Source organism: Marisediminicola sp. UYEF4, assembly GCF_040546025.1.
GTDB lineage: Bacteria > Actinomycetota > Actinomycetes > Actinomycetales > Microbacteriaceae > Marisediminicola.
Genome location: NZ_JBEPNA010000006.1, coordinates 60,513 through 85,019 on the forward strand (window position 1 = coordinate 60,513; position 24,507 = coordinate 85,019).

Sequence of the window (24,507 nt, forward strand, 5' to 3'; positions counted from 1 at the left end):
CGTGGGCCGCAACGCGGCCCGGGAGAATGCGCTCGGCTAGCGCACGGGCAGCGGCACGAGCGCGAGCGGCTCACCCGCGAGCGACTGCACGACCCTGTCGCCGAGCGGGTCGACGAGGTCGATGGGGATCAAAAACCCCCGGGTGTCGGATGCTGCCGGCGCGGAGTCGCAATCCGCGACGTTCTCGGCGTTGGAGCCATCCGCGGGATTGGGCTGGCCGAAGAATACCCCGACCTGCACGGCGCCGTCGACCGGAGTGACGACCACCTGATGCGGAATGCAGCGGTCGTCGCCGCGGACGTGGACGACGAGATCGGCGGTTCCGAGGGCCACGGTGCCCGGCAGCGGGACGACCCCGAGGAACCCCGGCTGGGTTGCGAGCCCTGCGGCGCGGATCTTGCCTGTCGCGAAGAGGTAGCTGGGGCTCTGCTCGAAGCCGATAACTCGCTGGTACCCGGTGACCTGCTGCTCGACGAGGCCCTCGGGCGGCGCGGTGAGCGGGGTGAACACCCGGTCGACGACATACGGGCGCGGAGAGCCCCACACCCGTTCGGCCACCGTGGGCTGCCGAACCGACTCGTCCTCGTCGAACGCGATGGCCCCGGCGCCCCAGCTCACCGCGATGGCCAGGACCGTCAGGAGCCCGAGCAGCGACACGAACCGGCTCGTCGCGTACGCCGCAGAACCGGGTTCGGTAGTTCGAGGATCGGTTCGCGTCCAGCCGACGAGCACGTGCCACTGGCTGCGCGGAGAGACGACGCCCCAGAGGAAGAACAGTCCGAGAACCCCGGCAACGGAGCTCAGGAAAGTGTTCACCTCTCGACCCTATGTCGTCCCTCCGCGCACCAGCGACCGCACGCTCCCTGTTACGCCAATTCGTTCGATTCGAGCATCTCGGTCACGAGTGCGGCGATCGCCGAACGCTCGGAACGCATCAGCGTGATGTGCCCGAACAACGCGTGTCCCTTGAGCGTCTCGATCACCGAGGCGACCCCATCGTGGCGTCCGACCCGCAGATTGTCGCGCTGGGCGACGTCGTGGGTGAGCACGACGCGGGAGTTCTGCCCGATGCGGCTGAGAACGGTGAGCAGCACGTTGCGCTCGAGCGACTGTGCCTCGTCGACGATCACGAAGGCGTCGTGCAGGGACCGGCCCCGGATGTGCGTGAGCGGCAGCACCTCGAGCATCCCGCGAGCGATGACCTCCTCGAGCACGTTCGGCGAGACGACCGAGCCGAGGGTATCGAAGACGGCCTGCGCCCACGGGTTCATCTTCTCGGATGCGTCACCGGGAAGGAACCCGAGCTCCTGCCCCCCTACGGCGTAGAGCGGCCGGAAGACCATGATCTTGCGGTGCTGTTGTTTCTCGAGCACAGCCTCGAGCCCCGCACACAGGGCGAGGGCCGACTTGCCGGTGCCGGCCCGACCGCCGAGCGACACGATCCCGATCTCCGGGTCGAGCAGCATGTCGATCGCGAGCCGCTGCTCGGCCGAGCGGCCGTGCAGCCCGAACACATCGCGGTCGCCGCGCACGAGCCGCAGCTCGCCGCGGGCGGTGACGCGCCCCAGGGCGGACCCGCGGTCGGAGTGGATGACGAGGCCGGTGTTGATTGGCAGGTCGGCGACGATCCGGGTCGACAGCCTCTCGTCCTCGTACAGGCGTGCGAGCTGTTCGGACCCGAGCGTGATCTCGTCGGTTCCGACCCAGCCGGAGTCGACCGCGAGCTCCGCGCGGTACTCCTCCGCGGCGAGACCGATCGACGCGGCTTTCACCCGCAGCGGAAGGTCCTTCGAGACGACGGTGACGGCGAGGCCGTCGTTGGCAAGGTTGAGCGCGACGGCGAGAATGCGCGAGTCGTTGTCACCGAGCTGCAGCCCGGATGGCAGCACCGACATGTTCGAATGGTTCAGCTCGACCCGGAGCGATCCGCCGTCTTCCCCGACGGCGATCGGAAAGTCGAGCCGCTCGTGCTGGATGCGCAGCTCGTCGAGGTTGCGGAGGGCCTGCCTCGCGAAATAGCCGATCTCGGGATCGTTACGCTTGGACTCGAGCTCCGAAATCACGATGACCGGCAGCACGACGGCGTGTTCCGCAAACCGGAACACCGCCTTGGGATCAGACAACAAAACGGACGTATCGAGCACATACGTCCGTTCGGCAGTGCTGGTCTTCTTTGTCGCGGATTCCTGGCCGGTCTTCTGGTTCGGGCGGTTTACCGTGGGCACTTGCACTCCATTCCCGAGTGACTGGCACTCGGATACTGTCGCACAGACGGCCATTTTGTGTTGCGAAACGAACTTTCGTGGCCGTCTCGATCAGGCGCCATACCTAATGATTATGAAACTACGTCGAGGTACCGGAATCAACCCCAGCGACACGCCCCCCGTACACGTTACGCTCACGTGAACATCACGAGACGGACAGGATACGCGGCCTCGAGCTACGTGCTGCGGAGGCTGAGGAATGCGGCCCTGAGCATCGCAAAGGTTTCGTCGCTCGTGGTGACGTGCGCGCTGAGCCGCACCCGGCCACCACGCGTCGTCGCCGTCACGCCGTGGTTGAAGAGCGAGGCGGTGAGGGTCGTGAGCCGATCAGCGGGCGGCTCGAGCACGACGATCCCGGCGCGCTCGTTTGGTGCCCTCGACGAGGCGATCGGGATGCCGAACTCGTCGGCAAGGTCGATCATCTCCGACACCTTCTCGGCGACCCCCTCGTGGATGACCTCGACCCCTACCTGCTCGATGTCCTCGAGCGCCGTCGCGAACATGGCTTGCGCGATGGGGCTCGGGTTGGCGACGCTGAACGCGGCCGCGCCGGCGAGCGGCTCGAGCACGTCGTCGAGGGGCAGCTCGTCGCCGCTCGCAATGGCCCCGGAGACGCCGGAGAAGACCGGTGTGAGACGCTCGGCGGCGCGGTCGCTGAGCGCCAGGAACCCGGTGCCCCAGCCTGCCCGCACCCACTTCTGGCCACCCGAGACGATGACGTCGGCGACCTCCCACGGAGCATCCACAATCCCGAAGGCCTGCACGGCGTCGACAATGAGCAGCCGGTCACCGATGACTTGGCGGATGCCGTCGAGATCGGCGAGATAGCCGGTGCGGAAGTCGACGAGGCTCACGGCGACGGCGGCGCAGGCCGGCGTGAGCTGGTCGCGGATCATGCCGGGGGTCACCTTGCCGTATTCCGTCTCGAGCCAGGTCGGCTTCAGCACGCTGAGCGTCTCGGCAGCCCGCGCCGCGGCGAAGGTCAGGCTCGGATACTCGGCCGGCGACATGGCAATGCCGCCGGTGATGCCGAACATCGCGTGCATGAGGCCCGAGCTGGTGTTCGGCTGGAAGACGACCTGGTCCGGCCGGAAGCGCAGCAGCCCGGCGACCGCCTCGCGCACCCGCGCATCCTGCCGTTCGAGGCTGTCGAGGCTTCCGAATCGTGCCCGTCCGAGCTGCTCGCTCAGGCCGCGTTGCTCGTCGAGAACGGCACGGCCGAGCGGTCCGACGCGGGCGAAGTCGAGGTAGCCGGGCTCCTCGCCGAATCCGGCAACGAAATCGTCGATGCTCACCGCGGTCTCAACTGCCGAAGCGGCGGTGCCGCCTCGCGTAGTCGCGCACGGCCCGCAGGAAGTCGACCTCGCGCAGGTCGGGGCCGAGCGCCTCCACGAAGTAGAACTCGCTGTGGGCGCTCTGCCAGAGCATGAAGTCACTGAGCCGCTGTTCGCCCGAGGTGCGGATGACGAGGTCGGGATCGGGCTGGCCGCCGGTGTACAGGTGCTCCGCGATCAACTCGGGGGTGAGGATCTCGGCGAGGGTCTCGAGCGCACCACCCTGGCTCTCGTGGGTGCGGACGATGCTGCGCATCGCCTCGGCGATCTCGGCGCGCCCCCCGTACCCGACGGCGAGGTTGATGTGCAGCCCCGTGCTGGACTTGGTGCGTTCCTCTGCGCCCTTGAGCGTCGCGACGAGCTGCTCGGGAAGTCCCTCGTCGGAGCCGACGTGCTGCACCCGCCAGTCACGGTAGTGCGAGAGGTCGTCGGCGAGGTCGCCGATGATCTGGAAGAGCTCGGCGAGCTCCTCCGGACCTCGGCCCGTGAGGTTGTCGGTGGAGAGCAGGTAGAGGGTGGCGACCTCGATGTCGAGGTCGTCACACCAGATGAGGAATTCGCGCATTTTCTCGGCGCCCGCCCGGTGGCCGTGCGCCGCGGTCTCGAGGTACCGCTGCTTCGCCCAGCGCCGGTTGCCGTCGATGATCATCGCGATGTGCCGGGGCAGCTCCTGGCTGCCCAGCCAGCGGCGAATCCGGCTCTGGTACAGGCCGTAGAGGATGCCCCGCCCGAGAGGTACTTCCCGATTGCGCACGTCACTACGCTAGCCCACCGGCGCCGGATTGAACTCGAACGGGGCGCGACCGGCTCTGCGCGCATCCGGGGCGATCTAAACTTGCCCCATGACGGGGCCAACAGACGACGTCAGCGTCGAGCACGAACCGGGCGCTGACCTTCCGAACCTTCCACTGCTCGACGACGCGATCGACATCGCCGACCGCAAGCCGACCTGGCGGGGCTGGATCCACGCAGGCACCTTCCCGATCGCGATCGTGCTCGGCATCGTGCTGATCACCCTCGCGGAGGGCTCTGCCGCCAAGGTCAGCTCATCGGTGTTCGTGGCGTCGTCGCTGCTGTTGTTCGGTGTCTCCGCCCTCTACCACCGGTTCAATTGGAGCGAGACGACCCGTCGCGTGCTCAAACGCATGGATCACGCGAACATCTTCCTGCTGATCGCTGGCTCGTACACGCCCATCACGGTGCTTGCGCTTCCGTCGGACAAGTCGACTCTGCTGCTCTGGCTCGTCTGGAGCGGGGCCGGCCTCGGCATCCTGTTCCGGGTCTTCTGGATCGGGGCCCCGCGCTGGCTCTATGTGCCGCTCTACCTGCTGCTCGGCTACGCCGCGCTGGTGTTCATTGTGGACTTCTTCGAGGCGAACGCGGCCATGATGACGCTCATCCTGGTCGGCGGCCTCTGCTACACGGTGGGTGCGGTCATCTACGGGCTCAAGCGGCCGAATCCGTTCCCCGGCAAGTTTGGCTTCCACGAGATCTTCCACACGCTGACCCTCGCGGCGTTCCTGTGCCACTGGACGGGCATCTTCCTCGTCGCGACAGACCCGCCCGTCTTCGGCTGAACCCGGGCACTGTCAGTTCGGCGCTACCGGGGCTGGCGGCACCCTTCATCATTCAGGAGTGACAGCCGACGGCACCCTTCATCATTCAGGAGTGACAGCCGACGGCACCCTTCATCATTTAGGGGTGGTCTGACTCCAGACCCCGAGCACTCGACCGGCACAACTGAAACCGCGGAAGACCGATGACTAAACGGGGCGGATGCTGTGCGGCGCGGCATCCGACACCGAATATGCTCGTTGCCCGCGGGCGCCCAGCCCCACACCTCCTGAATAATGAAAGCCGCCCGGCCTCACAACTCCTGAATAATGGAAGCCGCCCGGTTCCACTACTCCTGAATGATGAAAGCCAGCCAGCCCCACTACTCCTGAATAATGAAAGTCAGCGGCGGTCGTTCAGGTCGGAATCGTCTGTGCTCGGGCTGTCGGCGGGATCGTCTGTGCCACCGTCCGCCTCGGCGCGCGCGATCGCGCGAGCCTCGGCCTCCTCGGCGTCGAGCTGCTCTCCGATCTCCGCGCGGTACCGCGTGCGACGCACCCGGCGCACCATATCGAACGCGAGCAGCACGACCGCGAGGGCGAGGCCGAAAGTCGCCAAGAAGCCGATGACTCCCGGCGTCACGGTGTTCGGGTCGAACTGCTCGCGCTCCGCGAGCATCGTGAGAGCCAGGAGCCCAGCTGTAACGGTCATGCGGGGGCCTCTTCGGTCTCGGTGATTCCGGCGAACAGGTCGCTCTCCGGGAGAGTGGTTTCAACGGTCGAGCGGGCGAGCTCGTAGTCCTCGAACGGCCACACCTCCCACTGGAGGTCGTTGGGCCAGAAGAAGAACCGACTGTCCGGCGGCACCTGGCTCGCGTGGGCGCGGAGCGCGTCGTCGCGCGTGTCAAAGAACTCGCCGCAGTCGATGTGGGTCGTCGCCGTCGCGGGGCGCGCGCCCATCCACTCTTTCAACTCGGCCATCTGGGTCGTGCGCTCCGAGTCGGGCTCGGTCGCCAGCATCCGGTCGTAGACGGCGTTCAGCCGGGCGGCGTTGAAAATGCGGTCGTAGTAGGTCTTCGACACGGTCCAGGGGTCGCCGGCCTCCGGGTAGCGGGCCGGGTCCGCAGCGGCCTCGATCGCGTAGACCGTGAGCTCGTGGGTGCGAATGTGGTCCGGATGCGGGTACCCGCCGCTCTCGTCGTAGGTGTGGACGACTTGCGGTCGGAACTCGCGGATGATCTTCACGAGGGGTGCTGCCGAGTACTCGAGCGGGATGACCGCGAAGGAGTTCGCGGGCACCGTCTCACCCTCCCCGGGCAGCCCAGAGTCGTGGTAGCCCAGCCAGCGGTGCTGGCAGCCGATGACCTTCCGGGCGTGGGCCATCTCGTACCGGCGCAGCCCGCCCATGTCGCGATCGGCCATCGCCCGTGCCGAGAGCGCCTCGTTCTGGATGTCGCCCCGCTCGCCGCCGGTGCAACTGACGACCATCACGTCGACACCGATGCTCGAATAGTGCGCGTAGGTCGCCGCACCCTTGCTCGATTCGTCGTCGGGATGGGCATGGACCGCAAGCAAACGCCGTGTCACGAAACTCCTAGGTAAAAGCACTTAGCCTAGAGGCAAGCCTAATCGTCGCCACGAGTGCTTTCCTGCGAGAGGATCACCTTTTGTCCAGCTCCGCCCCCGCCTCCATCCCCACGGCGGAGATTGACGAACGCTATGGGCGCACGCCCGGCCGCAGGCGTTGGGGCAGGCGTGGCGCGTGGGCCGCGGCGGCCGCGTTCGTGGCCGTCTTCACCGCGTGGGTCGTCTGGGGTGGGCTGAGTGGCACAACCACCTCGGTCGACACGGTCGATGCCGCCCACAAGGTCATCGACGACCGGTCCGTCAGCATCACTTTCCGGGCCGCACTTCCCCCGGGCTCCTCAGCCAGTTGCGCGCTCCAAGCGCAGAACCAGGCGCATGGGATCGTCGGCTGGAAGATCGTCGACGTACCGGAATCGGATGTCAGGGTGAGGTCTATCACGAGCGTTGTCAATACCACCGAGCTTGCGGTCACGGGCTTGATCTACCGCTGCTGGCTCACGTAAACTTCCCGCAAGCAAGACCGGCCGGAACGCCGGTCTTCTTTGTTTGTTGCTGACGCGTCCCACTTCTGCAGGGCGCACGACCACTCCCGAGGAGTATCCCCATGTCCACTGAAACAAGCGAGACCTGGCTGACCCAGGAAGCCTACGACCGGCGCAGCGCCGAGCTCGAGCAGCTGAGCGGTCACGGTCGCACCGACATCGCGAAGAAGATCGAGCAGGCACGCGGCGAGGGCGACCTCAAGGAGAACGGCGGCTATCACGCCGCCAAGGAGGAGCAGGGCAAGATCGAGGCGCGCATCCGTGTGCTCACCGAGCTCCTGCGGCACGCGAAGGTCGGTGCCGCTCCCCAGAGCAACGGCGTCGTCGAGTCCGGCACCGTCGTGACGGCAACGATCCAGGGCGACCCGAGCGAGTTCCTGCTCGGCAGCCGCGAGATCGTCGACGCCGCCAGCGAACTCGACGTCTACTCCGAGGGAAGCCCGCTCGGCGCCGCAATCCTGGGCCACAAGGTCGGCGACACGGTCGTCTACACGGCCCCCAACGGCAAGGACATCACCGTAGTGATCTCCAAGGTCGAGCCCTACGAACCCTAGGCCGGCAGCCGACCGAGCCGTCGGTCAGTAGCCAACCCTCGGGTCGTAACCCGCCTCGCGCAGGCGCTCGATGACCCCGCGCACGTGCTCCGGCCCGCGCGTCTCCACACTGAGTTCGAGCTCGACCTCGCTGATGAGCGCGTTGCGGCCGTGTCGCGTGTGCAGCACCTCGACCACGTTCGCGTTCGCCTCCGAGATGAGCTCGGCGACGCGTGCGAGCTGGCCGGGGCGGTCGGGCAGCATGAGCTTGAGCTTGAGGTAACGCTCGGAGGCGGCGAGACCGCGCGAGATGATGCGCTCCATCACGAGCGGGTCGATGTTGCCGCCGCTGAGCACCACGACCGTGCGACCGAGATCCTTCACCTGCCCGGTGAGGATCGCGGCGACCGCGGCGGCACCGGCGGGCTCGACGACGAGCTTGGCGCGCTCCAGCAGCACCAGCAGCGCCCGCGCGATGTCGTCGTCGGTGACCGTGACGACCTCATCGACGGCGTCCTTGATGATGTCGAAGTTCAGCCGCCCGGGCTTGCTTACCGCAATGCCATCGGCGATCGTCGGCATCATCGTGATCTCCGTCGGCTCCCCCTCGGCGAGCGACACCGGGTAGGCGGCGGCGTTCGTCGCCTGCACCCCGATGATGCGCACCGTGCGGCCGTCCCGTGAGGCCGCCTGCTTGAGAGCGCTCGCGACGCCGGAGATGAGTCCGCCGCCGCCGATCGGCATGATGACGGTGTCGATGTCGGCGACCTGGTCGAGCATCTCGAGACCGAGGGTTCCCTGCCCGGCGACGACATCCGGGTGATCGAACGGTGGGATCAGAACCGCCCCGGTGCTCTCGGCGAACTCTGCCGCGGCCCGCAATGGCTCGTCCACCGTGTGCCCGCGGAGGATCACATCGGCTCCGTAGCTCCGGGTTGCCTGCAGCTTGGGCAGAGCGACCCCGACCGGCATGAAGATCGTCGCCGCGATGCCGAGCTCGCGAGCAGCGAAGGCGACGCCCTGCGCGTGGTTGCCCGCGGATGCCGCGACGACGCCGCGCGCACGCTCGTCGGCACTCAGCTGCGCCAGCCGGTTGTAGGCCCCGCGAATCTTGTACGAGCCGGTGCGCTGCAGGTTCTCGCACTTGAGGTAAACGGGCGAGCCCAGCAGCTCGGAGAGGTAGCGCGAGCTCTCCATCGGGGTGACCTCGGCGACACGAGAGACACGCTCGCGCGCCGCCTCGATTTCGGCCAGGGTGGGGCCGGCCAGGGTTTTCTCAGGCATTCCGCGTGACATCCTTCGCATTCGGATCAGGGTACGGGGTTTCTCTCCACGCTCCGCTTGCCGCGTACGCCGCCATCGTATTCACAGTCGCGACGACCGGCACGGCGAAGAGCGCTCCGGGGATCCCTGCGAGGTATCCGCCGGCACCGACGGCGAGCACGACCGCGAGCGGGTGCACCTTGACGGCCGCTCCCATCACGAGCGGCTGCAGCACGTGGCCCTCGATCTGCTGCACGAGCAGCACGCCCGCGAGCATGATGAGCGCGATGACCGGCCCTTGGTACACGAGGGCGATGAAAACGGCAATGGTTCCCGTGAGCACCGCGCCGACGATCGGGATGAACGAGCCGAGAAATACCGCGACCGCGATCGGAATCGCGAGCGGCAGCTGCAGGATGAGGGCGATTCCGCCGATCCCGACGGCATCGACTGCGGCGACGAAGATCTGCACCCGGACGAACCGGGTGAGGGTCGTCCAGCCGGCGATCCCGGAGCCGTTGACCGAGGCGCGCGCGTTGCGCGGGAACAGGCGCACTACCCAGCCCCAGATTCCCCCGCCGTCAATGAGCAGGATGAGGGTCGCGAACAGAACAAGCAGAATGCCGATCAGCACGTGGCCCGCCGTCGACCCGACCGAGAGCGCCCCCGTGACAAAGACGCCGCTGTCGGCTTGGATCGACTGGAGGGCCTGCCCGAGGTAGTCGCTGATCTGGGAGTCGGTTAGTTGCAGGGGAGAATCGAGGAGGAATCCACGGAAGGTGGCGATGGCCTCGACGGTGCGTTCCTGGAGGGCGGGGAAGCCGTCCCTGACCTGTGCGACAACGAGGTAGACCAGGGCCGAGACGATCGCGAGAATTCCCACCTCGGCAATCGTGATGGCCAGCCATTTGGGCCAGCGGTGCCGCTGCAGGAACGTCACAAAGGGCACGAGGAGCGCCGCAATCAGCACAGCGACCATGAGCGGGATGACGATCAGTCGCAGCTGCACGACGAGGAAGACGAAGATCGCGACAACGCCGGCGATCACGAGCAGACGCCAGGCCCACGCCCCGGCGATGCGCACACCGACCGGAACCGCCTCGTCGACCCTGACCCGGCGGTTCGAGGCCTCGACGGATCGGCGCACGCGGACCACCGCTTCCACCCTCCGTCTGCCGAATATCACTCGGTCATTCTAAACGCGTGGACTCGCCGAGACCGGCCGTCCCCTCAGCATGATGTGCACGACGTCTCCCGGCGCGGGGTGCTCCCCCACCTCGTGCTGGATCGACAGCATGAGGCCGTCGGCCACGCGCACCTGCGTGCGCCGGAGGGAACCGAGAAAACTCGACGCGACCACCGTCGCCGGGATGCCCTCGATCGCGAACTCGACGTCCTCCGGGCGGATGAGGGCCGTCACCGGACCGTCGGGCTGGCGCTCCCCCAGCAGGGGAAGCCGGGTTCCGAGCACGGTGACCGTGCCGCCGGCGTGCTCGGCGTCGACGTGGTTGCTCAGTCCGACGAAGTCGGCGACGAAGGGGCTGGCCGGAGACATGTACAGCTCCTCCGGCGTTCCGATCTGCTCGATATTGCCGTCACGCATGACCGCGACCCGGTCGGCGACGGCGAGGGCCTCCTCCTGGTCGTGCGTGACGAACAGCGTCGTGATTCCGAGGTCGGTCTGGATACGCCTGATCTCATCGCGCAGCTGCACTCGCACCTTGGCGTCGAGGGCGGAGAGAGGCTCGTCGAGCAGCAGCACCCGCGGGCGGGTGACGAGTGCGCGGGCGAGCGCGACGCGCTGTTGCTGGCCACCCGAGAGCTGGTGCGCGTAGCGTCCCTCGAGGTGGCTGAGGCCGACGAGTTCGAGGGTCTCCGCGGCCCGCCGGCGGCGCTCGCTCGCCGCGACCTTGCGCATCCGAAGTCCGAATTCGACGTTCTCGATCGTCGTCATGTGCGGGAAGAGCGAATAGGACTGGAACACCATTCCCATGTCGCGCTTGTTGACGGGCACGTTGACCACGTCGACGCCGTCGATGAGGATGCTGCCGCCGTCGACCAGCTCGAGTCCGGACAGTGCCCGCAGGGCCGTGGTCTTGCCGCATCCGGAAGGTCCGAGCAGGGCGACGAACTCCCCCGGCGCAACCGACAGGTTCACTCCGCTCAGGGCCCGCTGGCCCGCGAAGTCCTTGATGACGTCGACAAACTCGACTGTTGCTCCCGGATCTTGCTGGCTGGTGTCGCTCATGTGGTTTTCCGGCCTGGTCTGGTCGAGCCGACTCGACCGATGAGTAGTAGGAGGATAAAGACAAAGGCGAGCGCGAGCAGCGCGAAGATGACCGCGGCGTAGGGGTCGGACTTCGACACCTGCACGAGCGCCGTCTGCAGGTTCTGACGGTTGAGCAGCGAGGCGATCGTGTACTCCCCGAGTACGACCGCGACCGAAATGAGGGAGGCCGCGAGGATGCCGCGGCGCAGGTTCGGCAGCAGCACACGCCAGAGCACGTTGAGCCAGCCGGCGCCGAGCGACCTCGCCGCCTCCGACAGCGTGATCATGTCGACCGAGGAGATGCTCGCCTGGATCGCGCGGTAGGCATAGGGCAGCACCGTGATGCCGTAGGCGAACGCCAAGGTCCAGACCGAGCTGCCGAACACCCGCACGACGATGCTGTAGACCGGCGCGAGACCGACGACGAGTACGATCGCCGGCACGGTGATCGGGATGATGCAGATGAATTCGAGCACCCGACGGAGCCTCGGAAACTGCAACTGCACGAGGATCATCGTGGGCAGCAGCACGAACAGGATGATCGTGACGGTCACCACGGCGAGCACAGACGAGTTCTGCACCGCCTGGAACAGCTGCCGGTACTTGCGATTCTGCTCGGGGTCGAACAGCGCCGCCCAGTGGTCGAACGTGTAGCCGCCGCCGAGGCCGTCGCGGAAGGTGAACTCCATCATCGAGATGATGGGGATCGCGAACACGAGGCCGACGACCGTCAGGATCGTGCGGCGGGCCAGTATTCCCGGCTCCGCTCCGATGCGCACCGCGTTGGAGGTCACTGCTGCCACCTCGCCGTGCGCGCCTGCAGGAACGAATAGGCGGTCATGACGACCACCATGACGATGATCATGCCGAGGGCCAGGGCCCCGGCGAGGTTGGACCTGCCGAGCACCGTCTCGCTGATGAGCGCGGCGCGGATCTGCAGCGGCACGATCTGCGCGCCTTGGCTGATGAGCGCCGCCGCCGTCGCGTACGACGAGAAGGCGTTCGCGAACAGCAGAAGGAGGCTGCCGAGGAATGACGGCGCGAGAACGGGGCCGGCGATGCGCGTCCAATAGGTCCAGCGGGTTCCGCCGAGCGTCGCCGCGGCCTCGGCCCACTGGGGCTTGAGCCCTTCGAGCGCCGGCATGAACGTGATCACCATGAGCGGAACCTGGAAGTAGATGTACGGCAGCAGCAGCCCCGGCACCTGATAGAGCCACACGCCGTTCGCAAAGATGTCGAATCCGAGGGTGTCCTTGAGCAGGATCGTCACGAGGCCCTGGATGCCGATCGTCGCGATGAACGCGAAGGCGAGCATGACGCCGCCGAACTGGGCCAGCACACTGCTGGCCGAGCTCACGAACGAACGGAGCGGACCGTCCGGCTTCGTGCCGAGCATCGCGTAGCAGACGAGCGCCCCGAGCACGGAGCCGATGACGGCGGTGAGAGCCGAGACCCAGAAGGAGCTCGCGAAAGTGGCGAGGATGACCGGGTCGGCGAGGGCGCCGACGTTGTCGAGGGTGAGTGCGCCGTCCCCGTCGAAGAACCCGGTGCCGAGCGCGATGAGCGTCGGCACCGCGAGGAACAGCAGCACATACAGCGCGAACGGAACCAGACCGAGATATCTAGTGAGACCGCGGCGGACACCCGAAGGGCGACGCCGAGGCCCGGAGGCCTCGGCGTCGCCGCTCAAGAGTTCCGGCGCATTCGCGACACTCATGCCGCGATGCCGCCGGGGGTGGTGGCGTTAGCCAATGGCCGCGGCCCACTTCTCGGCCAGCAGTGCAGCCGCGGCTTCACTCTGCTCGGTTGTCGGGGTGACGAGCTCGTCGGGCAGCTCGCCGACCGCGTCGAGGGCATCCTGATCGACCGTTCCCGCGTCCATCATCGCGACGAGGGTCACGGGGTAGGCGCCGGCGGCGAGGTACAGGTTCTGCGCCGCTGGGCTGAAGATGAACTCCTGCCACAGCCGCGCCGCGGCCGGGTGGGGCGCGTCGACGTTGATGGCCTGGTTGTAGTAGCTGGTGTACGCGACGCCGGGAAGGGTCGTGACCTCCCAGCCGTCGACCGTCGAGGCGACCGCGAGGTTGTTGTAGCTCCAGTCGAAGACCACGGGAGTCTCACCCGACGCGATCGTCGCTTCCGTGGGGTCGAGCGGCAGGAAGTTGCCCGCGGCGTTGAGCTCCGAGAAGAAGTCGATGCCGGGCTGGAAGTCGTCGAGCGATTCGCCGCGCTGCGCTGCCGCGAGGCCGACAGCAGCGAAGGCCGCGCCGGCCTGGGTCGGGTCGCCGTTGATGGCGACCTTGCCCTTGTAGCCCTCATCGAGCAGGTCGTCGAGCGACGTCGGCTCGTCGACCTCGTTGGAGTTGAAGCCGATCGACATGCTGCCGGTGTAGTCGTTGACCCAGAGGCCCGTCGACTCCTTGTTCTCGTCGGGGATCTCGGCCCAGTTGGCGACAGTGTAGGGCGCGAAATAGTCGAGGCTGTCGAGTGCGACGGCGGTGCCGAGGTCGAAGACGTCGGGGGCGGCGACCTGGCCGGCGAGGTTCTTGGCGGCCGTGATCTCCTCGGCGCTGGAGACATCCGGGTCGGCGGAGTTCACGGTGATCCCGTACTCCTCCTCGAACGCGGCGATGATCAGTCCGTAGTTGGCCCAGTTCTCGGGGAGTGCGATGACGTTGAGCTCGCCCTCCTCCTGGGCTGCTGCGACGAGGGCGTCGAGTCCGCCGAAGTCGTCCGCGCTGGTCGCGGTGGCGGCGTCGACGCCGCCGCCGGCGGCGCCGTCTGTGCCGGAGTCCGTCCCAGCGCAGCCGGAAAGCGTAATGGCGACCACGGCGATTGCCGCCAGGCCTGCGAGGTTTCTCTTTCTGAACACGACTTCCTCCTGAGTTGGCCCGGCGTGCCGCCCATGCTGTGTTGCCGGCGGATGGGATACCGGGCACCTTTTCGGAGCATACTCACGCTCGACGGGTGCGTGACACCCCTCTCGTTAACGATTGGACAATCTCTCGTAATGATTTGGGGATCGGTGGCCATGGTTAGGCTCGGGGGGTGGCCGACGACATCTCTCCCGCGCACGCGCGCAGGATCGCGCTCGCGGCGCAGGGCTTCGGCCAGAAGACCGTCGCGGCACCGGGCATCCGGCAACTCAACCTCGCGATCGCGCGGCTCGGGCTGCTGCAGCTCGACTCGGTCAATGTTTTTGAGCGCAGCCACTACCTGCCCTTGTTCGCCCGGCTGGGCGCCTACGACAAGGCTGCCCTCGACCGTCTCACCTTCGCCCGCGGCAGCCGGTATATCGAGTACTGGGCGCACGAAGCGGCCATCATCCCCGTCGACACGTGGCCGCTGATGCGCTGGCGCATGCAGCGCTTCCGGGACCGTGCCGAGTCGGATGCCGACCACTGGGCCCATGCCAATCGGCCCATGATCCAGTGGCTCAGGGCGGAGCTGGCCGAGAAGGGACCGCTCCCGGCGAGCGCCGTCGAGCACGACCTCAACAAGAGGTCAGGACCCTGGTGGGGCTGGTCCGACGTCAAGACCGGGCTCGAGGCGATGTTCCGCTGGGGCGATCTTGTGAGCGCCGGGCGAAGCCGGTTCGAGCGCATCTATGCGCTGCCCGAGCAGGTGCTGCCCGGTGAGGTGCTCGAGCGCACCGTGTCCCGGCAGGAGGCCCACCGCGAGCTCCTGACCCGCGCGGCATCCGCACACGGCATCGGCACGGCATCCGATCTCGCCGACTACTTCCGGCTCGGCCAGGCGGAGTCGGTCGCGGCCCTGCATGAGCTCGAGGATGCCGGCGTGGTCTCGAGGGTCGCCGTTCCCGGCTGGAAGCAGCCCGGGTGGCTGCACCGCGATGCGCGCAGCCCGCGGCGGATCGACGCCGTCGCGATGCTCTCTCCGTTCGATCCCGTCGTCTGGAACCGGCCGCGTGCTGAGCGGCTGTTCGGTTTCCACTACCGGATCGAGATCTACACCCCGGCGCCGAAGCGGATCTTCGGCTACTACTCGCTGCCGATCCTGCTCGACGACGCTCTGGTCGGGCGCATCGACCTGAAGAACGATCGGCAGAACGGCGTGCTGCGGGTGCAGTCGGCCTGGTTGGAACCTGGCGCGCCCGCCGAGACGGCGGCGAGGCTCGTGCCGGTGCTGCGCGATGCGGCGTCCTGGCAGGGACTCGAGCAAATCGAGGTCGTCGGCCGCGGCACGCTCTCCCCCGGCCTCGCGGCCGAGCTCGGGGTCGCACTGATCTGAGGGGCGCCTCTGGGGGGCGTCGGTCCGCCCGCCCGCAAGCGTCATACAACTGGTGTTTTCTCAACAATCAAAAGGAGGTTTGTGCCCATAGCCTTCGAACATGCCCACCGTTCCGTTCCGTGCGATCCGTGCCCTCGCGATCATCCTCGCCGTATCCGCTGCCGCGACCGGGTGCGCGACGCCGGCGGGTGTGTCGCCGTCGGCATCCCCCGCGGCGGAACCGAGTCCGACTCCGAGCCCAAGTCCGAGTGCGGTCGAACGGATCGCCGCGCCGCTGCCCTACGTCGACGCGAGCTGTGCCGAGCTCCTCTCGACGGCGTCTCTCGCCTCCGGGTTCGCGGTGCCGGTGGCCGCTCTCGAGGTCGTCGAGAACATCTACCTCAGCGGGAGCGACGGACCGCTGCGCTTCGCCCTCCGGCAACTCGGCGGGATCGAATGCGAATGGAGCAATGGCGAACCGATCATCGCGAACTTCGGACCGAATCCGCGCTATGTCGGTGTGACGCTCCGCGTGCTTCCCGGCGCCGAGGACCGCTGGCAGTACTTCAGCGACTACTACAGCGTCGAGGGCGCAGAGCAGGCCTACTGCGGCGAGACCGCCGAACCGACCTCGTGTCTCATCAACGCTCTCGTGGCGGACGACTGGGTCGAGCTCGAGCTCCAGGCCGCCGCCTCGGTGATCGGGGACGGCTCGAACGCCGAGGCCGTGACGAGGCGCCTCTACGACGAGTTCGTCGCGGCGCTGTCCGCAGCGCCCGCCTCGTCGGCGGAATGGTCGCCGCCGACCGGCACTATCCCCCTGAGCAGCGAGTGCGCCCAGTTCGTGTCTCCGGCGGACGCGGCGGCCATCATCGGCCTGCCCGTGTACTTCGACGGGATGGATGGTGGAGCGAGCCTGGTCGCGGCGTCCTGGGCGAACTCGGGTGGCTCACCGTGCTTCTGGGCGCATTCCCCGGAGGAGCCGGCCGGCGTGTTCGTCTCCTGGTTGCCGGGCGGCGAGTGGGCATGGATGGAGCAGCAGCGGCCGGGATCGTACGAGGCCGTCGCGGTACCGGGGCTGCTCCCCGACGACGCGGCCTGGCTCGACTGCCCGGCGTCGACGGGTGACTGCGCCCTGGACCTGATCGTCGGTCACAACTGGATCCAGATCGCGCTGAGCCGCGACGACGCCGACAAGCCCGCGGTGCTCGAGCAACTGGCCGCCAAAGTCGTCGAGTCCATCCGCGGCTGACGTCGCGCGCGACGTCAGCGGCGGAGGGGTGGGCCGGCCTCACCCTCGCGAGCCGCCCAGTTACGTCGCCTCCACGAGCCCGAACACGACACATGCGGGCAACTCGCGGGTAAGGGTACCGCGCTACCGGTGCTCCGGGGCTACCGGAGGCGACGTGGGGTGCGCTTCGGCCGGTCGGCGCCCTTCGCGGAGGTGGTGCGCCCCACAGCATCCGCCCGCCCCGCAGCATCCGCCCGCTGCTCCTGCTCGACGCGGATCGCCTCGATCTCGGTCGTGTGGACGTCGGTCGGGCGGTCGCCGGGCTCCCACATGTGGTCGACCGCTGCCGACACCGAGGTCTCGGCCTCGAACGCCGACTCGAGCGCCCGTTCCAGCCGGCTCTGCCGGCGCTTCAGCCAGAGTCCGAGCAGGATGATGACCGCGAGCGACACGTAGCAGGCCAGCGCGAACGGGCGCGTCACGAGCGCGGTCAGGTCTCCTTGGCTGAGCTGCAGCGCACGTCGCAGCTGCGCCTCGGCCATGGGCCCGAGGATGAGGCCGATGACGAGAGGCGCGACCGGGTATCCGAAGCGCCGGAGGAAGTATCCGAGCACCCCGACGATGAGGAGGATCACGATGTCGATCGTCGAGAAGTTGACCGCGAACGCGCCGAGCGCGGCGAAGGTGAGGATACCGGCGTACAGGTACGGGCGAGGGATCTGCAGGAGCTTGACCCAGATGCCGACGAGCGGCAGGTTCAGCACGAGCAGCATCACGTTGCCGATGTAAAGACTGGCGATGAGCGCCCAGACCAGGCCCGACTGGTTCTGGAACAGCTGCGGGCCGGGCTGGATGCCGTACGACTGGAACGCCGAGAGGATAATCGCGGCCGTCGCGGTCGTCGGCAGCCCCAGGGTGAGCAGCGGCACGAGTACTCCGGCTGCGGCGGCGTTGTTCGCCGACTCCGGTCCGGCGACGCCCTCGATGGCGCCGCGCCCGAACTCGTTCTTGTGCTTGCTGAGCTTCTTCTCCGCGGCATACGACAGGAACGTCGCGACGTCCGCCCCGCCCGCGGGGATGGTGCCGATCGGGAACCCGATCGCCGTGCCGCGCAGCCACGGCTTCCATGAACGGCGCCAGTCCTCGCGGGTCATCCAGTTGCGCCAGCCCTTGGTGATCGGGATGAGCGAGACCGGCCCATGGCGCATCCGCGAGGCGACGTAGAAGGTCTCGCCGACCGCGAACAGGCCGACCGCGACGAGCACGACGTCGATGCCGTCGGCGAGCGGCAGCAGCCCGAACGTGTAGCGCTGCTGGCCGGAGAGGATCTCGGTGCCGACGAGGCCCAGGAACAGGCCGATACCGAGGGAGGTGAGGCCGCGCGACACCGAGGAGCCGAGCAGGGCGCCGACCGTGATGAACGCGATGACCATGAGCGCCACATAGTCGGCCGGCGCGAGGTTCACGGCGAGCGCCGCGATCGTCGGGGCGAGCAGGGTGAGGCCGATTGTCGCGACGGTTCCCGCGACGAACGAGCCGAGCGCCGCCGTCGCGAGGGCCGCGGCCCCCCGCCCGAGCTTCGCCATCTTATTGCCCTCGAGCGCCGTGACGATCGAGGCGGACTCCCCCGGGGTGTTGAGCAGGATGCTGGTGGTCGAGCCGCCGTACATTCCGCCGTAGTAGATGCCGGCGAAGGTGATGAGCGCCGCGGTGGGGTCGAGCGTGTAGGTGAGCGGGAGCAGGAGGGCGACGGTCATCGCCGGGCCGATGCCCGGCAGCACGCCGACTGCGGTGCCGACGAGCACGCCGAGGAAGGCGTAGATGAGGTACTCCCACCGCAAGGCGGTGGCGAAGCCCTCCATGAGCAGTTCGATGTTTTCCATGTCAGCCTCTGAGGAGTGCGATGAGTGGTTGGAGGAACCCCAGCACGGGTCCGAGGGGAAGCGAGAGCCCGAGGAGGCCGCCGAAGACGACCTGCACGGTGAGGCTGAGTGCGAGGCCGACGAGCAGCGCGACCCACCACCTCTTCGCCCCGAGCGACCAGGCGACGCCGCCGAACAGGATCGCCGCGGCGATCGGCCAGCCGAGAAGCGGGATCAGCACGATGTGCGCGACGACGAAAGCCACGAGCTTCGCCAGCGTGATCCAGTCGGTCCTGGCGTTGGGGTCGGCGTCTTCCGACTCCTCCTGGGGCCCCAGGTGTCCCCGCCACAGGTCGACGAGCACCATGGCCGCCGAGGCGATCAGGATGATGCTGACCAGGTAGGGGAACACCCGGGGGCCGACCGTGCTTCCGGCGCCCGGAACCCGGATCGCCCCCGCCCCGATGAGGACGAATAGCCCGAGGCCGAGCGCGAGCGCCGCGAAGACGACCTCGCCGATCCTCTGCGCCGTCGCCGGACGCACGGTCTGCACCATGGTCAGTCGACCAGGCCGATGTTGCGCAGCGTCGCGGTGACCTCGTCGATGTTGCCGGTGAGGTACTCGTCGAACTCGTCGCCGGCGAGGAACGCGTCGCTCCAGCCGCGCGTGTCGAGTTCGGTGGCCCACGTCTCTGTGTCCTGCAGCTGAGTCGCGACGTCGATGAGGGCGTCACGCTCGGCGTCCGAAATTCCGCCGGGGGCGAGCAGCCCGCGCCAGTTTGTCAGCACGACGTCGTAGCCGGCCTCGGTGATGGTCGGAGTGTCGGGCAGCAGCTCGACCGGTTCCTCCGACGACACGGCGAGCGCGCGCATCGTGCCCGCCTCGATGTGCTCGACGAATTCACCGACGCCGGAGATGCCGGCGGAGACGTTGTTGCCGAGGAGCAGCGTGACGGCCTCGCCTCCGCCCGAGTTTGGGATGTAGTTGAGCTTGGTGGAGATCTCGTCGTCGGTCAGTCCGGCCTCCTCGAGGAGGAGGCCGGCGAGGATGTGGTCGGCGCCGCCGGCGGAACCGCCTGTCACCGTGACGTCCTGGCCGGTTTCGACGATGGCGTCGACAAGGTCTTCGAGGGTCTCGTACGGCGAGGCCTCCGGGACGACGACAACCAGCGCCTCCTCCGTCAGCCGCGCGATCGGCGTGGTGTCCTCTATGCGGTTCGCCGCCGCGTTGGTCTCGACCGCGCCCACCATGACAAGCCCGGTCACCATGAGGGTGAAGGGGTCGGTCTCGTTGGCGAGGGAGGCGAGGCCGACGGTGCCTCCGGCGCCGCCGATGTTGGTCACCGCCGCGGAGTCGACGATGCCCTCGGACGTGAGGATCTGCGAGACGGCTCGGCCGGTCTGGTCCCAACCGCCGCCCGGATCGGCCGGAACGATGATCTGGACCTCGGAGACCGAGACCGCCGCGTCGTCCTCGGTCGGGGCTTCCGTCGGGGCCGGCGTCGAACTGCAGGATGCGAGGGTGAGGGCCGTGACCCCCGCGAAAACGATGATGCCAAGCGAACGCATGTGTACTCCTCATTGAGTGCCCGCGTCATCGCGGGCTGTGAACGTGCTGTGTGCGTCAACGCTAGAGATGGCGAGTCCCGCGCGGTGGACGGAAGGGGCTTTTGTAACTAGGAGACGGCTTTCGTAACTATTGGCCGCTACTCGCGATGTCGATCGGGAGAACCGGGCAGTCGCCACGGGGTGCACACTTGAGGGGTGGTCCAGTCGATGTCGCTGCGTCTTCAACTCCTGCTGTTGCAGGCGTTGATCATCTTCACGACCGTCGTCGGAACCGGAATTGTCGCCGGCGCACTCCAGGAGCGGCATCTGCGTGAGGCGTACCTCGACCGGATGATCGGCGTCGCGCAGTCTGTCGCTCGGCTTCCCGCGATCCTCGATGCCTTCGACACTCCCGATCCGGCGGCGATCATCCAGCCGATCGCCGAGGTGATCCGCACCGCCTCCAACGTCACGTACGTCGTCGTGACCGACGAGAACGGCATCCGCTACTCGCATCCGAACCCCGACCGTGTCGGCGAGCTCGTCTCGACCGACCCCTCCGCGCCGCTCTCCGGCGAGATGTGGGTGGGCACCCAGACCGGCACGCTCGGCGAGTCGTGGCGGGTGAAGGTGCCGCTCTACGGTCTCGATGACGAGATCGTCGGAACCGTCTCGGTGGGGATCCTTGAGTCGTCGCTGCGCGAGGAATTCATGGGCGACCTGAACTGGCTGCTGATCGCCCTCGGAGGTTCGGTGCTGCTGGGGCTGTTCGGATCGGCCTGGGTCACCTCGATCATCCGGCGGCGCATCTACCGCCTCGAGCCGAAGGAGATCGCGTCGCTCGTCGGCTCGCGCGAGACGATGCTGCACGGCCTCAGCGAAGGGATCGTCAACGTCGATGAGGGCGGCCGGATCACGCTCGTCAACGACGCCGCGCTCGCCCTGCTCGGTGTCGACATCGGCGCACTCGCCGGTCGACCCGCCGCCGAGGCTCTCGAGCAGGCGCTCGTCGAGGTGCTCGAACGGGGCGAGCCAGAGGGCCAGCTCGTGCTTGCGGGAGAACGCATCCTCGTCGCCCGCAGCACCGGCACCGAGCTCGACGGCCGCACGGTCGGGGCGACACTGCTGATCCGCGACCACACCGAGCTGCACGCGCTGCTGCGCCAGATGGACGGCGCCCAGTCGCTCACCGACGGTCTCCGGGCGCAGGCGCACGAGTTCGCCAACAAGCTGCACGTCGTCTCGGGCCTGCTCGAGCTCGGCCGGGTCGAGGATGCGCGCGCGTTCGTCGAGCGCGCCGGGCGCGGCGGGCCGCTCGGTATCGCCGGGGACGACAGCGTCGTCGACAACGCCGAACTGGCCGCGCTGCTCATGGTCAAGTCGAGCCAGGCGCGCGAGCTCGGGATCTCGCTCGAGATCCGCGATTCGCAGGTCGTGGACGAGCTCGGCGACCGCGATGCGGCAGCGCTCGCGGGCGGCGACCTCGTGACGGTCATCGGCAACCTCGTCGACAACGCACTCGAGGCCTGCTCGGCCGGCGACCGAGTGCGTCTCAGCCTCGCGACGGGAGGCGACGACCTCATCATCACCGTCGAGGACGACGGCCCCGGGATCTCACCGGAGCTGTACGACAGTGTCTTCGTCGAGGGAGTCAGCTCGAAGCTGCCCGACCTCGGCGAGGGCGACCGGCGGCTGCACCGTCGGGGAATCGGGCTCGCGCTGGTCCGCCGGGTCGTCCGGCGCCATGGCGGGCAGGTGAGCGTGGGCCGGTCGACGCTCGGTGGCGCGTGCTTCACCGTGCGTCTGCCGCTGGGCGCGCGCGGGGCGACCGAGCTCGAGAGGTCGACCCGGTGAGCGCGGGAACGCGCCTGCGCGTCGTCATCGTTGACGACGACTTCGCTGTCGCGGCGCTGCACGAGCGGTTCGTGGAGGCGCATCCGGCATTCGAGGTCGTCGCGACCGCGGCAACCGGCCCGCTCGCAGTCGACACGATCGCCGAGCACAGCCCCGACCTCGTGCTCCTCGACTTCTACCTGCCCGGCATGTCGGGCCTCGAGGTGTTGCGGGAGATCCGAGCGACGCATCATACGCAGCCCGAATTCATCGCCGTGACGGCCGCGCGGGATGCCGAGAGTGTGCGGCGCGCCCGGGTCGCCGGCGTGCGGCACTACCTCGTGAAGCCGTTCACCGCCGCCGACCTGCGATCACGCCTCGACGACATCGTGCGGGATCGCACCCTGCTCTCACGCACGACGCCGAACGCAGGGCTCGACCAGAACGACATCGACTCGCTCATGACCGGGGCGATGCGCCGGCCGCTGCCACTGCCGAAGGGACTCAGCGCGGAGACCCTCGCGGCGACCGCGCGGGCGCTTCTCGAGGCCCCGAATTCCTCCGCGACCGAAATCGGGGCGATCGTCGGCATCTCCCGGGTCAGCAGCCGCCGCTACCTCGAGCACCTCGTGCTCACCCGGCGGGCCGAGCGTGCGCTCGACTATGGCACAGCGGGCCGTCCGTCGAGCCGCTACCGTCTGGCGGACAGCGCGACGACCCCGTAGCCCCGCCACTCGCCCACTTATGCGGCCTCACCGCGCCGGAACCCGACCTATATGGGCAACTCGCGGACAGGGGGGCACAGGCTGTCGCGAAAGTCGGAGTGCGGGTGTCGGCTGCGGCGGCGAAACGCCCAACGCCAGTCATGTTCGGCGCCACGCCCGCCGCATCCGCCGGGATTTCCGACTTTCGCGACATCCCACCCCGAGGAGTGCACGAGCACACCGTCGAGACTTACCGAACGGCTAGAAGCGCAGGCCGCTCTCGCGCAGGCGCTTCGCGCGCTCGGCGATCGGCGGATGCGTGCTGAACATGCGGTCGATGATGCCGGGCTTGGTGGGGTCGGCGATCCACATGTGCGCCATCGTCGAATTCTGCTTCTGCATCGGCCGCCCGTACGCGCCGAGCTTCTCGAGGGCGCTCGCGAGGGCATCCGGATGCCGGGTGGTCAGCGCCCCCGTCGCGTCCGCAAGGTACTCGCGCTGGCGTGACACGGCCGCCTGCACGGCCGTCGCCACGATGGGTGCGACGATCATCGCGGCGAGCCCGAGCACGAGGAAGACCACGTTGCTGTTGTTGTTGCGGCCGCCGCGGGAGAAGAAGCTCATCCGCAGCAGGATGTCGGCGAGGAAGCCGATCGCGACGACGAGGCCGAAGACGATCGTCGTGACCCGGATGTCGTAGTTCTGTACGTGCCCCATCTCGTGCGCCATGACCCCTTCGAGCTCGGAGTCGTCCATCAGGTCAAGCAGTCCCGTGGTCGCCGCGACGACCGCGTGCTTGGGGTCGCGTCCGGCCGCGAACGCGTTGGGGGCGGGATCGTCGATGATGTAGACCTTCGGCATCGGCATCCCGGTCGTGATCGCGAGGTTCTCGACGGTGCGGTACAGCCTGGGGTTGTCGCGCTTCTCGATCTGCTTCGCCCCGCTCAGGGCGACGGCCTGGCCGCTCGCGGCGAAGTACTGGATGACGACGTAGATGAGCGCGCCGACGACGGTGCCGATGAAGATCGAGTACGAGCCGCTGGGGCTGTACATGTAGTTCGCGACAAGCCCGAGCGCGCCAATGATGACCAGAAAGAGCGCGATGATGAATATGGTGTTCCGCTTGTTCGCGGCAATTGCCCTGTACATCGGATCTTTCGACTACTCGCCGGTCAGAACTGCACGCGCGGGGGCTCCGCGATCGCGGCAGGGTTGGCAACCTCGAAGAAGTCGCGCTCGGTGAATCCGAGGCTGCGCACGAAGAGGGTGTTCGGGAACTGCTTGATCTTGGTGTTCAGCTCGCGCACGCCACCGTTGTAGAACCGGCGAGAGGCCTGGATCTTGTCCTCGGTGTCGACGAGCTCGCCCTGCAGGTGGAGAAAGTTCTGGCTGGCCTGCAGCTGCGGGTAGGCCTCGGCGACGGCGAAGATGCTCTTGAGTGCGGATTGCATGTGGTTCTCGGCCGCGGAGGCATCCGCCGGTCCCTGCGCCTGCAGGGTCTCGGCTCTGGCCTTGGTGACGGCCTCGAAGACGCCCTTCTCGTGCGCCGCGTATCCCTTCACCGCTTCGATGAGGTTGGGCAGCAGGTCTGCCCGGCGCTTGAGCTGAACGGTGATGTCGCTCCACGCTTCGTCGACACGCACGTTGAGCGCGACGAGAGAGTTGTAGGTCGACCACAGGTAGATGCCGGCGATGACGGCAAGGAGCACAATGATGCCGACAACGATCAGGATTTCCATATGCGCAACTATAAC

At 67.9% G+C, this 24,507-nt stretch carries 24 protein-coding genes; 7 read left to right on the forward strand and 17 right to left on the reverse strand.

Translation table 11 applies throughout. The features are described 5' to 3' along the window. Nucleotides 1–36 precede the first annotated feature (36 nt). From ABIB15_RS07990 to ABIB15_RS08005, 4 genes are all read right to left on the reverse strand, one after another. Nucleotides 37–816: a DUF6199 family natural product biosynthesis protein gene (locus ABIB15_RS07990; protein ID WP_354476723.1), complete on the reverse strand. Its 780-nt coding sequence runs from the start codon at nucleotides 814–816 to the stop codon at nucleotides 37–39. A 50-nt stretch (nucleotides 817–866) separates the two neighbouring features. Continuing rightward, on the reverse strand, nucleotides 867–2,225 hold the full coding sequence (gene phoH2, locus ABIB15_RS07995; protein WP_354476725.1) for an RNA 5'-3' helicase PhoH2: 1,359 nt from the start codon (nucleotides 2,223–2,225) through the stop codon (nucleotides 867–869). A gap of 215 nt (nucleotides 2,226–2,440) precedes the next feature. Next, nucleotides 2,441–3,559, reverse strand: a complete 1,119-nt coding sequence (locus tag ABIB15_RS08000) for an aminotransferase class V-fold PLP-dependent enzyme (RefSeq protein ID WP_354476727.1) — start codon at nucleotides 3,557–3,559, stop codon at nucleotides 2,441–2,443. Between the two features lie 7 nt (nucleotides 3,560–3,566). Next, nucleotides 3,567–4,352 (reverse strand): isoprenyl transferase, encoded by a 786-nt coding sequence (locus ABIB15_RS08005; protein WP_354476728.1) that lies wholly within the window; start codon nucleotides 4,350–4,352, stop codon nucleotides 3,567–3,569. An 88-nt stretch (nucleotides 4,353–4,440) separates the two neighbouring features. Here ABIB15_RS08005 and trhA point away from each other — a divergent pair, with 88 nt between their 5' ends. Beyond that, nucleotides 4,441–5,175 carry a PAQR family membrane homeostasis protein TrhA gene (trhA, locus tag ABIB15_RS08010; RefSeq protein ID WP_354476729.1) on the forward strand — a complete coding sequence of 245 codons (735 nt, stop codon included), beginning with the start codon at nucleotides 4,441–4,443 and terminating at the stop codon, nucleotides 5,173–5,175. 379 nt (nucleotides 5,176–5,554) lie between these two features. On the opposite strand, the gene ABIB15_RS08015 is transcribed toward trhA, so the two are convergent. Together ABIB15_RS08015 and mca are read right to left on the reverse strand one after the other, a co-directional pair. Further along, nucleotides 5,555–5,863 carry a hypothetical protein gene (locus ABIB15_RS08015; protein ID WP_354476731.1) on the reverse strand — a complete coding sequence of 103 codons (309 nt, stop codon included), beginning with the start codon at nucleotides 5,861–5,863 and terminating at the stop codon, nucleotides 5,555–5,557. After that, nucleotides 5,860–6,738 (reverse strand): mycothiol conjugate amidase Mca, encoded by an 879-nt coding sequence (gene mca, locus ABIB15_RS08020; RefSeq protein ID WP_354476733.1) that lies wholly within the window; start codon nucleotides 6,736–6,738, stop codon nucleotides 5,860–5,862. Before mca ends, ABIB15_RS08015 begins: the two co-directional genes overlap by 4 nt. An 80-nt stretch (nucleotides 6,739–6,818) precedes the next feature. On the opposite strand from mca, the gene ABIB15_RS08025 reads away from it, so the two are divergent. After that, nucleotides 6,819–7,241, forward strand: a complete 423-nt coding sequence (locus tag ABIB15_RS08025; RefSeq protein WP_354476735.1) for a DUF4307 domain-containing protein — start codon at nucleotides 6,819–6,821, stop codon at nucleotides 7,239–7,241. A 101-nt stretch (nucleotides 7,242–7,342) separates the two neighbouring features. After that, nucleotides 7,343–7,834 carry a transcription elongation factor GreA gene (greA, locus tag ABIB15_RS08030; protein ID WP_354476737.1) on the forward strand — a complete coding sequence of 164 codons (492 nt, stop codon included), beginning with the start codon at nucleotides 7,343–7,345 and terminating at the stop codon, nucleotides 7,832–7,834. 24 nt (nucleotides 7,835–7,858) lie between these two features. On the opposite strand, the gene ilvA is transcribed toward greA, so the two are convergent. From ilvA to ABIB15_RS08060, 6 genes are read right to left on the reverse strand one after another with little or no spacing between them, the layout of a single operon-like run. After that, a complete protein-coding gene (gene ilvA, locus ABIB15_RS08035; protein ID WP_354476739.1) occupies nucleotides 7,859–9,097 on the reverse strand; it encodes a threonine ammonia-lyase in 1,239 nt (412 codons plus the stop codon). Continuing rightward, a complete protein-coding gene (locus tag ABIB15_RS08040; protein WP_354476741.1) occupies nucleotides 9,090–10,232 on the reverse strand; it encodes an AI-2E family transporter in 1,143 nt (380 codons plus the stop codon). Before ABIB15_RS08040 ends, ilvA begins: the two co-directional genes overlap by 8 nt. Before the next feature lie 39 nt (nucleotides 10,233–10,271). Beyond that, entirely contained in the window at nucleotides 10,272–11,324 is a 1,053-nt protein-coding gene (locus tag ABIB15_RS08045) for an ABC transporter ATP-binding protein (protein ID WP_354476742.1), read from the reverse strand. Beyond that, entirely contained in the window at nucleotides 11,321–12,139 is an 819-nt protein-coding gene (locus ABIB15_RS08050; protein ID WP_354476743.1) for an ABC transporter permease, read from the reverse strand. Before ABIB15_RS08050 ends, ABIB15_RS08045 begins: the two co-directional genes overlap by 4 nt. Further along, nucleotides 12,136–13,062 carry an ABC transporter permease gene (locus ABIB15_RS08055; RefSeq protein WP_354476745.1) on the reverse strand — a complete coding sequence of 309 codons (927 nt, stop codon included), beginning with the start codon at nucleotides 13,060–13,062 and terminating at the stop codon, nucleotides 12,136–12,138. Before ABIB15_RS08055 ends, ABIB15_RS08050 begins: the two co-directional genes overlap by 4 nt. A gap of 27 nt (nucleotides 13,063–13,089) precedes the next feature. Then, the gene (locus ABIB15_RS08060) at nucleotides 13,090–14,217 is read right to left on the reverse strand and encodes an ABC transporter substrate-binding protein (protein WP_354476746.1); all 1,128 of its coding nucleotides are present in this window, start codon (nucleotides 14,215–14,217) and stop codon (nucleotides 13,090–13,092) included. A gap of 176 nt (nucleotides 14,218–14,393) precedes the next feature. Between ABIB15_RS08060 and ABIB15_RS08065 the strand changes: the two genes are divergently transcribed. Together ABIB15_RS08065 and ABIB15_RS08070 are read left to right on the forward strand one after the other, a co-directional pair. Continuing rightward, complete coding sequence (locus ABIB15_RS08065; protein ID WP_354476747.1) at nucleotides 14,394–15,596, forward strand: winged helix-turn-helix domain-containing protein; 1,203 nt, start codon at nucleotides 14,394–14,396, stop codon at nucleotides 15,594–15,596. 100 nt (nucleotides 15,597–15,696) lie between these two features. Then, nucleotides 15,697–16,827 carry a hypothetical protein gene (locus tag ABIB15_RS08070; RefSeq protein ID WP_354476748.1) on the forward strand — a complete coding sequence of 377 codons (1,131 nt, stop codon included), beginning with the start codon at nucleotides 15,697–15,699 and terminating at the stop codon, nucleotides 16,825–16,827. A gap of 140 nt (nucleotides 16,828–16,967) precedes the next feature. Here ABIB15_RS08070 and ABIB15_RS08075 read toward each other — a convergent pair whose 3' ends face one another. The 3 genes from ABIB15_RS08075 to ABIB15_RS08085 are packed head-to-tail and all read right to left on the reverse strand — an operon-like array spanning nucleotide 16,968 to nucleotide 20,237. Continuing rightward, nucleotides 16,968–18,689, reverse strand: coding sequence for a tripartite tricarboxylate transporter permease (locus tag ABIB15_RS08075; protein WP_354476749.1), 1,722 nt, complete (start codon nucleotides 18,687–18,689; stop codon nucleotides 16,968–16,970). A gap of 1 nt (nucleotide 18,690) precedes the next feature. Beyond that, nucleotides 18,691–19,224, reverse strand: a complete 534-nt coding sequence (locus ABIB15_RS08080) for a tripartite tricarboxylate transporter TctB family protein (RefSeq protein ID WP_354476750.1) — start codon at nucleotides 19,222–19,224, stop codon at nucleotides 18,691–18,693. 2 nt (nucleotides 19,225–19,226) lie between these two features. Further along, nucleotides 19,227–20,237, reverse strand: coding sequence for a Bug family tripartite tricarboxylate transporter substrate binding protein (locus tag ABIB15_RS08085; RefSeq protein WP_354476751.1), 1,011 nt, complete (start codon nucleotides 20,235–20,237; stop codon nucleotides 19,227–19,229). A gap of 195 nt (nucleotides 20,238–20,432) precedes the next feature. Here ABIB15_RS08085 and ABIB15_RS08090 point away from each other — a divergent pair, with 195 nt between their 5' ends. Together ABIB15_RS08090 and ABIB15_RS08095 are read left to right on the forward strand one after the other, a co-directional pair. Then, nucleotides 20,433–22,070 carry an ATP-binding protein gene (locus tag ABIB15_RS08090; RefSeq protein ID WP_354476752.1) on the forward strand — a complete coding sequence of 546 codons (1,638 nt, stop codon included), beginning with the start codon at nucleotides 20,433–20,435 and terminating at the stop codon, nucleotides 22,068–22,070. Continuing rightward, nucleotides 22,067–22,774 carry a response regulator gene (locus ABIB15_RS08095; protein WP_354476753.1) on the forward strand — a complete coding sequence of 236 codons (708 nt, stop codon included), beginning with the start codon at nucleotides 22,067–22,069 and terminating at the stop codon, nucleotides 22,772–22,774. The genes ABIB15_RS08090 and ABIB15_RS08095 overlap by 4 nt, the downstream gene beginning before the upstream one ends. Before the next feature lie 240 nt (nucleotides 22,775–23,014). On the opposite strand, the gene ABIB15_RS08100 is transcribed toward ABIB15_RS08095, so the two are convergent. Then, a complete protein-coding gene (locus ABIB15_RS08100) occupies nucleotides 23,015–23,902 on the reverse strand; it encodes a M48 family metalloprotease (RefSeq protein WP_354476755.1) in 888 nt (295 codons plus the stop codon). A gap of 23 nt (nucleotides 23,903–23,925) precedes the next feature. After that, nucleotides 23,926–24,492, reverse strand: coding sequence for a LemA family protein (locus tag ABIB15_RS08105; protein ID WP_354476757.1), 567 nt, complete (start codon nucleotides 24,490–24,492; stop codon nucleotides 23,926–23,928). Nucleotides 24,493–24,507 lie beyond the last annotated feature (15 nt).

Excerpts from the sequence above, each read along its gene's own strand:
- greA (WP_354476737.1), top strand. The coding sequence starts at position 7,343 with ATGTCCACTGAAACAAGCGAGACCTGGCTGACCCAGGAAGCCTACGAC.
- trhA (WP_354476729.1), top strand. The coding sequence starts at position 4,441 with ATGACGGGGCCAACAGACGACGTCAGCGTCGAGCACGAACCGGGCGCT.
- ABIB15_RS08015 (WP_354476731.1), bottom strand. The coding sequence starts at position 5,863 with ATGACCGTTACAGCTGGGCTCCTGGCTCTCACGATGCTCGCGGAGCGC.
- ABIB15_RS08045 (WP_354476742.1), bottom strand. The coding sequence starts at position 11,324 with ATGAGCGACACCAGCCAGCAAGATCCGGGAGCAACAGTCGAGTTTGTC.
- ABIB15_RS08105 (WP_354476757.1), bottom strand. The coding sequence starts at position 24,492 with ATGGAAATCCTGATCGTTGTCGGCATCATTGTGCTCCTTGCCGTCATC.
- ABIB15_RS08055 (WP_354476745.1), bottom strand. The coding sequence starts at position 13,062 with ATGAGTGTCGCGAATGCGCCGGAACTCTTGAGCGGCGACGCCGAGGCC.
- ABIB15_RS08075 (WP_354476749.1), bottom strand. The coding sequence starts at position 18,689 with ATGGAAAACATCGAACTGCTCATGGAGGGCTTCGCCACCGCCTTGCGG.
- ABIB15_RS08100 (WP_354476755.1), bottom strand. The coding sequence starts at position 23,902 with ATGTACAGGGCAATTGCCGCGAACAAGCGGAACACCATATTCATCATC.
- ABIB15_RS08085 (WP_354476751.1), bottom strand. The coding sequence starts at position 20,237 with ATGCGTTCGCTTGGCATCATCGTTTTCGCGGGGGTCACGGCCCTCACC.
- ABIB15_RS08080 (WP_354476750.1), bottom strand. The coding sequence starts at position 19,224 with ATGGTGCAGACCGTGCGTCCGGCGACGGCGCAGAGGATCGGCGAGGTC.
- ABIB15_RS08070 (WP_354476748.1), top strand. The coding sequence starts at position 15,697 with ATGCCCACCGTTCCGTTCCGTGCGATCCGTGCCCTCGCGATCATCCTC.
- ilvA (WP_354476739.1), bottom strand. The coding sequence starts at position 9,097 with ATGCCTGAGAAAACCCTGGCCGGCCCCACCCTGGCCGAAATCGAGGCG.